The sequence below is a fragment of the Tritonibacter scottomollicae genome (assembly GCF_032924845.1).
GTDB classification, from domain to species: domain Bacteria; phylum Pseudomonadota; class Alphaproteobacteria; order Rhodobacterales; family Rhodobacteraceae; genus Epibacterium; species Epibacterium scottomollicae.
In genome coordinates this window covers 2548101-2560613 of sequence record NZ_CP136704.1, presented here as the reverse complement: position 1 = coordinate 2560613, position 12513 = coordinate 2548101, and the positions used below count along the sequence as shown (strand labels likewise).

Sequence of the window (12513 nt, the reverse complement as noted above, 5' to 3'; positions counted from 1 at the left end):
CCGGAAGGGGATGCGCGGCTTTGCTCCGTGGTCTTGATCGCGTTATTCTGCGGCCAGCGCCTTGGCTTGCGTATCCAGCCACAGCCTCCACTGATCCACCCAGGCCACGTAGCCGCTGATATAGGGATCGGCCTGCGGCAGCCGCTCGGCGATCAGCGGCGCATTTGTGTAGACGAGGATCGCCGCCACCATCAGAAGAATCACCAGCAGGAACCCCCGCGAAAACCCGCTCTTTCGCGGGGCGGGGCGCTCCGCGTCCACGGGCGGTGGCGCAGCTTTCGCCTCTCCGGGGCCGTTGGTGTTGATCTCTTCGATATCTGGCAACAGGCCGCGGCGGGATGTGACCTCCGGCGCGGGGCGGTCGGGCGGCGGTGACGGTTGTCCCTGCATCCGCGCCACGCGATCCTGTGCTTCACGGGTCCGCCGGGCGGTTTCATCTTCGGCCGGGGTCTCAAGACCCAGCTCCGTCTGGGTTTCAAGCCCCTCTCCACCAGACCGCAGGGCTTCCTCGCGCATCGCCTCTTCGCGCAACACGCGCGAAACCTCCGGATCGAGCCGCCGCCGTGGCGCCGCCTCTGCGGTTGCCGGAGGCGGGACCGCCATATGAGACGGCGCCTCTGCCGCGTCGTCCTCTTCGTCGCCCTCTTCGTCGTCGTCATCCGAACCGTCATCCGCGGCATTGGCGGGGCTGTCCGCAACCACGGAGGGCTCCTCCTGCGGCGCCTCGGAGCGCGCAGTCTGTACCTCCGGCTCTGGCGTGGGCGGCCAGGGGTCTTCTGGTTCCGACTCGGGCACTTCCTGCGGGGTGGGGGCTGGCTGTGGCTCAGGCTGTGGTTCAGGGATTGGCTGTGGTTCCGGGGCGGGCTGCTGCTCTGGCTCGGCTGGCGGAACAGGGTCCGGTTCACGTTCTGGCGCGGGAGAGGGCGCGGCCTGCACCGGTGCGCTGTCCTCTTCCGGGGCTGCTTCCGCCTGTGCCTGCATCTGAGCGGAGGGTTGGAACCAGGTATCGCCGCAATTGGAGCATTGCACATCGCGCCCGTCGTCCGGGATCACGTCCTCGGGCACCTCATACTGTGCGCCGCAATTGGGGCAAATGAGTCTCATCCGGTCTCCTTGGTGGGCCTTCTGACCGCGAAAAAGTGAATTCACCCGTAATCATAGTAACTTCCTGAAAGGCAAGAAAGAGCCAATCCCCCCGCAGATGGCAGTTTGAGCCCATCTGAGCGACCTGCGCACCATTGAAACTGCCGCAATGCTCGTGCAAAACATCGCGATGGAACGCGGGACGACCGCAATACACCGGGCTGGGATGCAATCGTGATCGAACTCGAAGATGTGGGCTATAACTATGGCGGGGGAGAGCTGTTCAGCAACCTCTCGGTGCAGCTGGCGCCCGGCTCGTTCCACTTTCTGACCGGCCCCTCCGGCGCGGGCAAGACCACGTTGCTGAAGCTCTGCTACGGCTCCCTGACCCCCACCGCGGGCCGGGTGCGCGCCTTCAACATGGACGTGAAGGGGTTGGATCGCGACCAGATGGCCTACCTGCGCCGGCGTGTCGGCGTGGTGCATCAGGACTGCCGCTTTCTCGATCACCTGCCGGTGGTGGAAAACATCGCCCTGCCGCTGACGGTCTCGGGACGCGGGCTGACCGAAGAGCAGGCCAACCTGAAAGAGCTGATGAACTGGGTCGGCCTCTCCGAACGGATGGACGCGCTGCCCCCGGAGCTTTCGGGCGGCGAGCGTCAGCGGGCGGCACTGGCCCGCGCGGTGATCCTCAGCCCCGATGTGATCATTGCCGATGAACCCACCGGCAACGTCGACTGGGAAATGTCGCAGCGCCTGCTGCGGCTGCTGGTCGAGCTCAACCATATGGGCAAGACGATCCTTGTGGCGACCCATGACCTGCCGCTGATCCGTGCCGCCAAGAACCAGGTGCAGGCGCGGGTGCTGCGATTGACGAACCGACAGATCGTCTCGGCGGGAGCGGACCTATGAACGCGCTGCGGGCCCTTGTCATCGGCGATGCGCAGGCGGACCGTGTGGTGCCGCCTTCGGGCTTTACCGCCCAGCTGACGCTGTTTGTCTCCGGCGCCATGGCGTTTCTCTGTGTTTTTGCGCTGGCCCTGTCGCTGGCCTCTGGCCGGGTGGCCACACGCTGGTCGGACGAGCTGGCCCGCGCCGCGACCCTGCGCATCAATGCCCCTGCCGAACAGCGCGTCGCCCAGACCGAGGCGGCATTGCAGATCCTGCGCCAGACCCCGGGCGTGGCCAAGGCCCGCGCCCTGACAACGGACGAACAGGCCGCGCTGCTGGCGCCCTGGTTCGGGGCGGGGATCCCGCTTGATACCCTGCCGGTGCCGCAGCTGATCGAGGTAACAGAAGACGATCCCGGCTATGATGCCCAAGGTCTGCGCCTGCGCCTGCAGGCCGAGGTGCCAGGCGCGGTGCTGGATGACCATGCCCGCTGGCGGCGCCCTCTGGTGGAGGCCGCGATTGCCCTGCGCCGTCTGGGCGTGGTGTCGATTCTGCTCATCGGCGGGGCCATGGGCGCGATGATCACGCTGGCCGCCAATGCTGCCCTGGCCGCCAATGCGCAGGTCATTGAGGTGCTGCGGCTGGTGGGCGCGCAGGACAGCTACATCGCCCAGGCCTTCGTGCGTCGCTTCACCCTGCGCGCCCTGACCGGGGCCGCCGCGGGGGTGGCTCTTGGCATGATCGGGGTATTCCTGATGCCCGAAGCCTCGGAGGAGGGCGGTTTCCTCACCGGGCTGGGCTTTCAGAGCTGGCGCTGGCTGCTGCCGCTCATCATTCCGCCAGTCGCGGCGACAGTGGCCTTTGTCGCCACCACCCGCGCGGCCCGCAAACGTCTCGGAGAACTCGCGTGACCCTTGGTTTTCAATATCTGCGCTCGCTGCTCTACATCTTTCAGATCTATGTGGCGATGCTGGTGCTGGGCATCGTCTTTGCGCCTTATGCACTGCTGTCAAAGAACGGCGCGCGCCAAGCCTGCAAGACCTACGCCCGCTGGGCGATCTGGTCGGCGCGCTGGATGGTTGGCATCCGCTCCGAGGTGCGCGGGACCGTGCCCACGGGCGAGGTCATCATCGCCGCCAAGCATCAGAGCTTTCTCGATATCCTGATTATCTTTAACGCGTTGCCGCAGGCCAAGTTCATCATGAAACGAGAGCTGATGTGGACGCCGATCATCGGCGTCTATGCCAAGCGTCTCGGCTGCATCCCTGTTGATCGCGGCAAGCGCGGTGCGGCGATCACCCAGATGGTGCAGGATGTGGCGCGAGAGTTTTCCGAGCCCGGCCAGCTGGTGATCTACCCACAGGGCACCCGTGTCGCGCCGGGCGCGCAGAAGTCCTACAAGGTCGGCAGCGGCGTGCTCTACGTCGGACTGAAGCAGCCTTGCGTGCCGGTGGCGACCAATGTGGGTCTGCTGTGGCCGCGCAGCGGCATTCTGCGCAAACCGGGCTTGGGCACGGTGGAGTTTCTCGACCCGATCCCGCCGGGAGAGCCGCGGGACGTCTTTATGACCGAGCTGGAAACACGCATTGAAGCCCGGTCAGATGCATTAATGGCAGAACTGGGATTTGACAAAGATGAACTTCGTCGCATCGATTGAGGACCTTGAGGCGCTCTACGGGACACCGGGAGCGCCTTCTTTACGAAAAGTGGCGCGGCAGATGACGCCGCTCTATCGCAAATGGATCATGGCTTCGCGTCTGTGCATGCTGGCCACTGTCGGCCCCGAGGGCACCGACGACAGCCCGCGCGGTGATGACGGCCCGGTGGTGCTGGAGCTTGACCCCGGCACGCTGGCGCTGCCGGATTGGTACGGCAACAACCGCATCGACAGTTTGCGCAATATCCTGCGCGACGGGCGGGTGTCCCTGATGTTTCTGGTGCCGGGATCAAACAATGTGGTGCGGGTGAATGGCACCGCCAAAGTGACCGCCGACCTTGACCTGCTGCAGCGGTTTGACAAAGCGGGCAAACTGCCGCGCACGGTCATCGTGATCTCGATCCGGGAAATCTACAGCCAATGCGCCCGCGCCCTGATGCGGTCTCGGATCTGGACCTCTGGCAATGAAAGCGACGGCCTGCCCTCGATGGGGGACATCCTCGCCGAGCAGACGGCTGGCGAAGAAGGCGGTCACGCTTACGATGAGGAATGGGCGCCACGTGCGGCACAGACCATGTGGTGATGCGTGACTACTGGAGCGGTGCGGAGCGCAGCAAAGGACGGTTTGGCGCCGCGAACATGAGAATGCTGCCTGCGCTATCACCCCAATCGGGAAAGGCGAAATGCGCAATCCCCCACCGCTCCGGGGAGTACACCGCCCCCAAGAACCACCCTTTGGAGAGGGCCTCATCGCCCATTTTGGCCATAGGATCATAAGCCAGTTGTGGGAAATCTACGCTGACGATTTCCTCAATCAGTGGCAGTAGGGCCTCCGCATCTTGGTAAAGAAGGGGGTGTGGGTCGAAGGTGGAAATCTCACACCGCCGCTTTTCGCGTTCAACTAAGCTCATAGATTGAGGATCAATCCAAGCTTTTCCCCCCAAAATATCATGTGTCCTTGTCAGCCCCGACAGCAGCGCGTCGGGACTGTCTCCGGTCAGTATGGGGGCAAGACAGATACCATAAAACAGTTCGGCAATACGTTCCGCGCGTGATTGCTTTGGCCAGATCTGCGATGCCGCGCCAAGCCCTATCGCAAACCCTGCGACGACGATCCAGAACAGAATGCGTTTCTTCAAAACACAGCCCCAAAAATCCGCCGGTGACCTGTTTTGGCCACCAGTGCGCTTGCCTCAGCTCATCAGCAACTCGCCCACAAGGATCTGCGGACGGATGTTGGTGAAATTGGCCACATCATCAATGATCACGCCGCCCTTGTCCCCCATGGCCGTGTCGAGGGCCTCCTGATCGGGAAAGGTGATCGTGGCGATCAGCAGGTAAGGAGGAGGCACATCCGGGCCACCGGCCAGCCCGCGCGAGGCCTCGACCGTTTCCATCAGATCTCCCCAGTGTTCCTCGATCAGGGGCAGATGGGTCTCGGTGTAATAATCATAGTCAAACGTCGCCTCGTCGGAGGCGGGGTAGAGCACTTGCAGGCTGATGGTCATTGGCATGTCTCCTGAGTAGGACGCAAACGGCCCGCCAAGAGGCGGGCCGCTGGTGATGGACGCGCCAGGGCGCGTTGCCCGAGTTGGGCTTAACTGTGGATCGCGCCGTCGCCGCAGGCAAGGGCGGCTTCGCGTACGGCCTCGGAATAGGTCGGGTGTGCGTGGCAGGTCAGGGCCAGATCCTCGGCAGAGGCGCCGAATTCCATCGCTACGCAGATCTCGTGGATCAGGTCGCCGGCGCCGGGGCCGATGATCGCTGCGCCCAGAATCCGGTCTGTTTCCTTGTCCGCGATCAGTTTGACAAAACCGCCCTCGGCCTGATGCACGGCCTTGGCGCGCGCATTGCCCATGAACATGAACTTGCCGGTTTTGATCTTGCGGCCCTCGGCCTTCAGCGCGTCCTCGGTGGCACCCACGGTGGCGACCTCAGGCGTGGTGTAGACCACACCCGGAATGACACCATAGTTCACATGGCCATGCTTGCCCGCGATCACCTCGGCCACCGCCATGCCCTCATCCTCGGCCTTATGCGCCAGCATCGGGCCCTCGATGACGTCGCCGATGGCATAGACGCCTTTGATATTGGTGGCCCATTGCGCGTCGGTGGCGATCTGGCCGCGTTCGGTCATCTTCACACCCAGCGCATCAAGGCCGAGGCCCTCGGCATAGGGTTTGCGACCCGTGGCAACCAGCACCACATCAGCGTCGAGGGTCTCTTCCTCGCCGCCTTTTTTCAGCTGGTACTTGACCTTGCCCTTGGTCTTGGTGGTCTCGACGCCCTGCACGGCGGCGCCCATGATGAAGTTGAGACCCTGCTTTTCCAGGATGCGCTTGAAGCCGCGCTGGACGTCCTTGTCCATGCCGGGGCAGACCGCATCCATATATTCGACCACGGTGACCTCGGCGCCGAGGCGCGCGTAAACCGAGCCCAGCTCCAGACCGATGACGCCTGCGCCGATCACGACCATTTTCTTTGGCACCTTGGGCAACTCCAGCGCGCCGGTGCTGTCGACCACGATGCCCTTGGCGTTGTCCACCTCGACGCCCGGCAGGGCGGAAGGAACGGAGCCGGAGGCGATCACGATGTTCTTGGCCTCATGGGTGTCGTCGCCGACCTTGACCTTGCCCGCCTCGGGGATCGAGGCCCAGCCTTTCAGCCAGTCGATTTTGTTCTTCTTCATGAGGAACTCAACGCCGCCGGTGTTCTGACCGATGACATCATCCTTGTAGGATTTCATCTGATCCCAATCGACCGAGGGGCTTTTGCCCTTCAGGCCCATGGCGCCGAAGTTATGTTCTGCCTCATGCAGCATATGGGTCGCGTGCAACAGCGCCTTGGAGGGGATGCAGCCCACGTTGAGGCAGGTGCCGCCAAGGGTTTCGCGGCCTTCGACGATGGCGGTCTTCAGGCCCAGCTGGGCGCAGCGAATGGCGCTGACATAGCCGCCGGGGCCTGCACCGATGATGATGACGTCATAGGATGCCATGGGTCATGTGCTCCTTTGGAGTTGAGCGGGGAGGGGGCGCTGCCCCCGGCCCAAATGGGCCTCCCCCGAGGTATTTGTGAAAAGATGAAGATGCGCCCGATAATGTCCAGAGCGAATTTGTTCGATCTGAAGGATCATCACAGCGCCTCGACGATGGTGATTGGGGTTCCGTTTGGAACAAGCGACCAGATTTCGCGCATCTCGGTATTCGTGACCGCGATACAGCCGTCGGTCCAGTCCCGCATCAGGTGCAGTGCGCCCAAGGCCCCCCAGCCGTTGGGCAAGCCGTGGATCATGATATTGCCGCCGGGATCGCGCGCGGCGGCATTGGCTGCGGCCTGGTCTGCGGCATTGGGGTAGGAGATATGCAGGCTCAGATGCGCGACGGAGTTTGGATTGCGCCAGTCGATTTCATAGCGGCCTTCGGGCGTGCGTTCATCGCCCTCGGACTGTTTGTGACCTGCGGGTGCAGCGCCAAGCGAAATATCGTAGCTGCGGATGGTTTTGCCCGCACGGCGCAAGTGTAGCGCGCGGGTGGATTTGATCACAAGGATCTCATCTGCCTGTTCGTGGGCTTCGGCCATCGTCGGCGGTGTGCCCGAGCCCGCGCGCGCCATCAGCTTGGTATAGCCGAAGGTGGCCACGCCAAGCCCAAGAACGAGCACGGTCGCCCGCAGGATATGCCGGGCAAGTCTCACAGCAGGGCGGCCACCAGCATGGCGGCTGTCGCCAGATACCCCGCCGCCCAGATGAAGCTGCGCCAGGGCACCCAGCCAAAGGCATAGGCCGGGATGTAGAGCACACGCGCGCCGAGGTAGGCAAAGGCGCAGACGGTGGTGACCGGGGAGGAGGCTTCGGTCAGAGTAACCACCACGCAGGCAATCGAGAAGAGGATCAGCCCCTCAAAGTGGTTGTTCATCGCGCGATAGAGCCGTGCGGTGCGTTTGGAGACCTGATCCTGCAGATCGCCGCCAAGGCGGTCGCGGTCGCGCGGCGACAGGGTCTTGCCCTGGCCGAGTTCCAGGTTGGCCGGCACTGCCATCAGGGCGATCTGGATGACCTGCAGGAGTGCGGCGAGGGTGAGAGCAGTGAGTTCGGGGGTCATTTTACCTCGACATATCGCGAAATAGCTCTGTCAATTCTTGTGCAGTCATTTGCTGCTTTCCACTTGCCCGGCATCGCCGGGCAGCGCCCGACCCTCCCCACGGGAGGGCGCTGCCCTGATGTTGCTTACAGATCCATCAACAACCGGCGGGGATCTTCCAGCGCTTCTTTGACGCGCACGAGGAAGGTCACAGCGCCTTTGCCGTCGACGATGCGGTGGTCATAGGACAGCGCCAGATACATCATCGGGCGGATTTCCACCTTGCCGTTGATCGCCATCGGGCGGTCCTGGATCTTGTGCATGCCGAGGATGCCGGACTGCGGCGGGTTCAGGATCGGCGAGGACATCAGCGAGCCATAGACGCCACCGTTGGAGATGGTGAAGGTGCCGCCTTGCATTTCCGCCATCGACAGCTTGCCGTCACGGGCGCGCGCGCCTTTCTCGGCGATCGCCTTTTCGATACCGGCAAAGGACATCGCATCGACGTCGCGGATCACTGGCACCACAAGGCCGGTTGGCGTGCCAGCGGCAATGCCCATATGCACGAAGTTCTTGTAGATGATGTCAGTGCCGTCGATCTCGGCGTTGACTTCCGGCACTTCCTTCAGGGCGTGCGCGCAGGCCTTGGTGAAGAAGGACATGAAGCCCAGTTTCACGCCGTGCTTCTTCAGGAACAGGTCTTTGTACTCGTTGCGCAGTGCCATGACCTCGGTCATGTCGACCTCGTTATAGGTGGTCAGCATCGCGGCGGTGTTCTGGCTGTCCTTCAGGCGACGGGCGATGGTCTGGCGCAGGCGGGTCATCTTAACCCGTTCTTCGCGCGAGGCATCATCGGCAGAGACCGGTGCGCGCGGCGCGGCCGGAGCCGAGGTGGTCGCAGCAGGTGCGGATTTCGCTGCGGAAATCGCGCTTGCGACGTCTTCTTTCATGATGCGGCCATCGCGGCCCGAACCCTTGACCTGATCCGCGGAGAGACCGGCTTCGGCCATCGCCTTTTCCGCCGATGGCGCATTTGCGACGTCCTTGGACGCGGCGGCAGGCGCTTCAGCGGCCGCAGGCGCAGCAGCCGGGGCCGCCGCTGCCGTTGCGCCAGCGCCTGCAGAGATCACGCCCAGCTTGGCGGACGCCTGCACGGTTGCGCCTTCTTCGGCGCTGATCTCGGTCAGGGTGCCTGCAGCGGGGGCGGGCACCTCGACAGAGACCTTGTCGGTTTCCAGCTCACACAGCATTTCGTCCTGCGCGACGGTGTCGCCGACCTTCTTGAACCAGGTGGAAACGGTCGCCTCAGAGACGCTTTCGCCCAGGGTGGGCACCATCACGTCAACGGCGGCCTCTTCGCCGCCCGATGCGGCGGCAGCGGGAGCCTCCTTGGTCGCAGCCTTGGGTTCCGGTGTTTCCTGCCCGGCCTCGCCAGCGGCAGAGATATTGGCCAGCAGGGCATCAACGCCAACGGTTTCGCCTTCCTTGGCGACGATCTCGGCCAGGGTGCCGGCCGCCGGGGCGGGGACCTCGACCGTGACCTTGTCGGTTTCCAGCTCGCAGAGCATTTCGTCCTGCGCCACGGCATCGCCGGGCTTTTTGAACCAGGTGGCGACCGTTGCTTCGGTCACGGATTCGCCCAGGGTGGGCACGCGCACTTCGGTGGTCATGATTTCAATCTTCCTCAGATGCTCAGCGCTTCGTTCACAAGCGCCGCTTGTTGGGCTTTATGTTCGCTGGCCAGACCCGTTGCGGGTGAGGCCGAGGTGGCACGACCGACATAGGCCGGACGGGTATGTTTTGCTTTGATGCGGGTGAGAACCCATTCGATGTTGGGCTCGATAAAGGTCCAGGGACCCTGGTTCTTGGGTTCTTCCTGACACCAGACCATCTCCGCGTCCTTGAACCGCTCCAGCTCCTTCACCAGGCTGATCGCCGGGAAGGGATAGAACTGCTCGATGCGCATGATGTAGACATCGTCGATGCCGCGGGCGTCGCGCTCTTCCAGCAGATCGAAGTAGACCTTGCCGGAGCACAGCACGACCCGTTTGATCTTCTTGTCCTCGACCAGCTTGGTCTCGGACGCACCGGTTTCGGCGTCATCCCACAACACGCGGTGGAAGGAGGAGCCGGTGGTGAACTCATGCGCCTTGCTGACGGCCAGCTTGTGGCGCAACAGTGATTTCGGCGTCATCAGCACCAGCGGCTTGCGGAAGGTGCGGTGCAGCTGACGGCGCAGGATGTGGAAGTAGTTCGCGGGCGTCGTACAGTTTGCCACGATCCAGTTGTCCTGACCGCACATCTGCAGGAAGCGTTCCAGACGCGCGGAGGAGTGCTCCGGCCCCTGACCCTCAAAACCATGCGGCAAGAGGCACACAAGACCGGACATCCGCAGCCATTTGCTCTCGCCCGAGGAGACGAACTGGTCGAACATGATCTGCGCGCCGTTGGCGAAATCGCCAAACTGCGCTTCCCAGAGCGTCAGCGCGTTGGGTTCCGCCAGCGAATAGCCATACTCAAAGCCCAGAACCGCATATTCAGACAGCGCCGAGTCGATGACCTCGTATTGGGACTGACCCTCACGGATGTTGTTGAGCGGGTAGTAGCGTTCCTCGGTGTCTTGATTGACGATGCCGGAGTGACGCTGCGAGAAGGTGCCGCGGGTGCTGTCCTGACCGGACAGACGCACCGGATAGCCCTCGGAGAGCAGCGAGCCGAAGGCCAGCGCTTCACCGGTGGCCCAGTCAAAGCCTTCACCGCTGTCGAACATCTTTTTGCGCGCATCAAGGAAGCGACCGATGGTCTTATGCACCGGGTAGCCCTCGGGCAGGGTGGTCAGACCCTTGCCGACTTCCTCAAGCGTCTCGGGCTTGATGGCGGTTTCGCCACGCTGATAATCCTCGTCCTTGCGATCAAGATGCGACCAGCGCCCATCCAGCCAATCGGCCTTGTTGGGTTTATAGGTCTTGCCGGTTTCAAACTCCTCATTGAGGTGCGCCTGAAACGCCGCTTTCATGTCCTCGATCTCGCCCTCGGGGATCAGACCGTCCTTCACCAGACGTTCCGTGTACAGGCTCAGGGTCGTCTTGTGGCCCTTGATCTTCTTGTACATCAACGGGTTGGTGAACATCGGCTCATCGCCTTCGTTGTGACCAAACCGGCGGTAGCAGAAGATGTCGATGACCACGTCCTTGTGGAACTTCTGGCGGAACTCGGTTGCGACCTTCGCCGCATGCACCACCGCTTCCGGATCGTCACCGTTGACGTGGAAGATCGGGGCTTCGACCACCAGCGCGTTGTCGGTGGGGTAGGGCGAGGAGCGCGAGAAATGCGGCGCCGTGGTGAAACCGATCTGGTTGTTCACAACGATATGCATGGTGCCGCCCGCGCGGTGTCCGCGCAGACCGGAGAGCGCAAAGCACTCGGCAACCACGCCCTGACCCGCAAAGGCCGCATCGCCATGCAACAGGATCGGCATAACTGCCGTGCGGTCCTTGTCGTTGAGCTGGTCCTGCTTGGCGCGGACCTTGCCCAGAACAACCGGGTTCACCGCCTCCAGGTGCGAGGGGTTCGCGGTCAGCGACAGGTGGACCTTGTTGCCGTCGAACTCACGGTCCGAGGAGGCGCCGAGGTGATATTTCACATCGCCAGAGCCATCCACATCTTCAGGTTTGAAGCTGCCGCCCTGGAATTCGTTGAAGATCGCGCGATATGGCTTCTGCATCACATTGGCCAGAACCGACAGGCGGCCCCGGTGGGGCATGCCGATGACGATATCCTTGACGCCCAGACTGCCGCCACGCTTGATGATCTGCTCCATCGCGGGGATCAGGCTCTCACCGCCGTCCAGACCAAACCGCTTGGTGCCCATGTATTTGACGTGCAGGAACTTCTCAAAGCCCTCTGCCTCGACCATCTTGTTCAGGATCGCCTTGCGGCCCTCGCGGGTGAAGCGGATTTCCTTGTCATAGCCTTCGATGCGCTCTTTCAGCCATGCGGACTGCTCCGGGTTGGAGATATGCATGTACTGCAGCGCGAAGGTGCCACAATAGGTCCGCTTCACGATGTCCACGATCTGGCGCATCGGCGCGACCTGCAGGCCCAGCACGTTGTCGATGAAGATCGGGCGATCCATGTCGGCGTCGTTAAAGCCGTAGGTCTTCGGATCCAGCTCCGGATGCGCCGTCGCAGCGCGCATGCCCAGCGGATCCAGATCAGCGGCCAGATGGCCCCGGATGCGATACGCGCGGATCAGCATGATGGCGCGGATCGAGTCCAGCACCGCGCGCTGGATCGCCTCGTCAGAGACCTCAACGCCCTTTTCCTTCGCCTTGTCCGCGATCTTCTTGCCAGCCGCCTTGGCCTCGGCCGGGGCGGGCCATTCACCGGTCAGCGCCCCGGTCAGGTCGTCTTCCGGTGCGAGGGGCCAGTCCTTGCGCGCCCAGCTGGGGCCTGCGGCTTCGGCTTTGACATCCGGTTCAGCGTCGCCCATGGCGCGAAAGAACTCGGCCCATGCAGCATCCACCGCATTGGGATCATTGGCGTATTGGGCATAAAGCTGCTCCAGATACTCCGCGTTGTGCCCCTGCATGAAGGAGGACGCATGGAAGATGTCGTTGGGGCTCTGTTCGGTCATTTGAGTGCCTCATATGGGTTTGGACCGTAAGCGATCAGCCTGTTGTCTGGGACTGAAAGCCCGAAAGGGCGAAATGTTCCGTGCCAAGGTCTTGGCGGATCTTGCGGCGAAGGCGGCCAGAGGGCCGCATCGGCAACAGGATCCCTGTGTCTGCACTGCAAGCGCAG

General features: G+C 63.0%; 12 protein-coding genes. 4 read left to right on the top strand and 8 right to left on the bottom strand.

What is annotated here, in order from left to right; all coding sequences use genetic code 11:
• Positions 1–42: 42 nt before the first annotated feature.
• The gene (locus tag R1T40_RS12775; RefSeq protein WP_317384392.1) at positions 43–1104 is read right to left on the bottom strand and encodes a zinc-ribbon domain-containing protein; all 1062 of its coding nucleotides are present in this window, start codon (positions 1102–1104) and stop codon (positions 43–45) included.
• A 213-nt stretch (positions 1105–1317) separates the two neighbouring features.
• On the opposite strand from R1T40_RS12775, the gene R1T40_RS12770 reads away from it, so the two are divergent.
• The 4 genes from R1T40_RS12770 to R1T40_RS12755 are packed head-to-tail and all read left to right on the top strand — an operon-like array spanning position 1318 to position 4214.
• Entirely contained in the window at positions 1318–1995 is a 678-nt protein-coding gene (locus R1T40_RS12770; protein WP_106161683.1) for a cell division ATP-binding protein FtsE, read from the top strand.
• Entirely contained in the window at positions 1992–2885 is an 894-nt protein-coding gene (locus R1T40_RS12765) for a cell division protein FtsX (RefSeq protein WP_317384391.1), read from the top strand. Before R1T40_RS12770 ends, R1T40_RS12765 begins: the two co-directional genes overlap by 4 nt.
• Positions 2882–3631, top strand: coding sequence for a lysophospholipid acyltransferase family protein (locus tag R1T40_RS12760; RefSeq protein ID WP_106161686.1), 750 nt, complete (start codon positions 2882–2884; stop codon positions 3629–3631). The genes R1T40_RS12765 and R1T40_RS12760 overlap by 4 nt, the downstream gene beginning before the upstream one ends.
• Positions 3609–4214 carry a pyridoxamine 5'-phosphate oxidase family protein gene (locus tag R1T40_RS12755; protein WP_317384390.1) on the top strand — a complete coding sequence of 202 codons (606 nt, stop codon included), beginning with the start codon at positions 3609–3611 and terminating at the stop codon, positions 4212–4214. Before R1T40_RS12760 ends, R1T40_RS12755 begins: the two co-directional genes overlap by 23 nt.
• Positions 4215–4221: 7 nt before the next feature.
• On the opposite strand, the gene R1T40_RS12750 is transcribed toward R1T40_RS12755, so the two are convergent.
• The 7 genes from R1T40_RS12750 to R1T40_RS12720 form a co-directional block, all read right to left on the bottom strand.
• A complete protein-coding gene (locus R1T40_RS12750) occupies positions 4222–4770 on the bottom strand; it encodes a hypothetical protein (RefSeq protein WP_317384389.1) in 549 nt (182 codons plus the stop codon).
• A 54-nt stretch (positions 4771–4824) separates the two neighbouring features.
• Positions 4825–5139, bottom strand: coding sequence for an EthD family reductase (locus R1T40_RS12745; protein WP_317384388.1), 315 nt, complete (start codon positions 5137–5139; stop codon positions 4825–4827).
• 89 nt (positions 5140–5228) lie between these two features.
• Positions 5229–6626 (bottom strand): dihydrolipoyl dehydrogenase, encoded by a 1398-nt coding sequence (gene lpdA / locus R1T40_RS12740; RefSeq protein ID WP_317384387.1) that lies wholly within the window; start codon positions 6624–6626, stop codon positions 5229–5231.
• A gap of 137 nt (positions 6627–6763) precedes the next feature.
• Entirely contained in the window at positions 6764–7324 is a 561-nt protein-coding gene (locus R1T40_RS12735; RefSeq protein WP_317384386.1) for a L,D-transpeptidase family protein, read from the bottom strand.
• Positions 7321–7731: an MAPEG family protein gene (locus tag R1T40_RS12730; RefSeq protein WP_317384385.1), complete on the bottom strand. Its 411-nt coding sequence runs from the start codon at positions 7729–7731 to the stop codon at positions 7321–7323. The genes R1T40_RS12735 and R1T40_RS12730 overlap by 4 nt, the downstream gene beginning before the upstream one ends.
• Before the next feature lie 125 nt (positions 7732–7856).
• Positions 7857–9380: a 2-oxoglutarate dehydrogenase complex dihydrolipoyllysine-residue succinyltransferase gene (odhB, locus tag R1T40_RS12725; RefSeq protein ID WP_317384384.1), complete on the bottom strand. Its 1524-nt coding sequence runs from the start codon at positions 9378–9380 to the stop codon at positions 7857–7859.
• 14 nt (positions 9381–9394) lie between these two features.
• Positions 9395–12346 (bottom strand): 2-oxoglutarate dehydrogenase E1 component, encoded by a 2952-nt coding sequence (locus R1T40_RS12720; RefSeq protein WP_317384383.1) that lies wholly within the window; start codon positions 12344–12346, stop codon positions 9395–9397.
• Between the last annotated feature and the right edge of the window lie 167 nt (positions 12347–12513).

Excerpts from the sequence above, each read along its gene's own strand:
- R1T40_RS12745 (WP_317384388.1), bottom strand. The coding sequence starts at position 5,139 with ATGACCATCAGCCTGCAAGTGCTCTACCCCGCCTCCGACGAGGCGACG.
- R1T40_RS12730 (WP_317384385.1), bottom strand. The coding sequence starts at position 7,731 with ATGACCCCCGAACTCACTGCTCTCACCCTCGCCGCACTCCTGCAGGTC.
- lpdA (WP_317384387.1), bottom strand. The coding sequence starts at position 6,626 with ATGGCATCCTATGACGTCATCATCATCGGTGCAGGCCCCGGCGGCTAT.
- R1T40_RS12775 (WP_317384392.1), bottom strand. The coding sequence starts at position 1,104 with ATGAGACTCATTTGCCCCAATTGCGGCGCACAGTATGAGGTGCCCGAG.
- odhB (WP_317384384.1), bottom strand. The coding sequence starts at position 9,380 with ATGACCACCGAAGTGCGCGTGCCCACCCTGGGCGAATCCGTGACCGAA.
- R1T40_RS12755 (WP_317384390.1), top strand. The coding sequence starts at position 3,609 with ATGAACTTCGTCGCATCGATTGAGGACCTTGAGGCGCTCTACGGGACA.
- R1T40_RS12765 (WP_317384391.1), top strand. The coding sequence starts at position 1,992 with ATGAACGCGCTGCGGGCCCTTGTCATCGGCGATGCGCAGGCGGACCGT.
- R1T40_RS12720 (WP_317384383.1), bottom strand. The coding sequence starts at position 12,346 with ATGACCGAACAGAGCCCCAACGACATCTTCCATGCGTCCTCCTTCATG.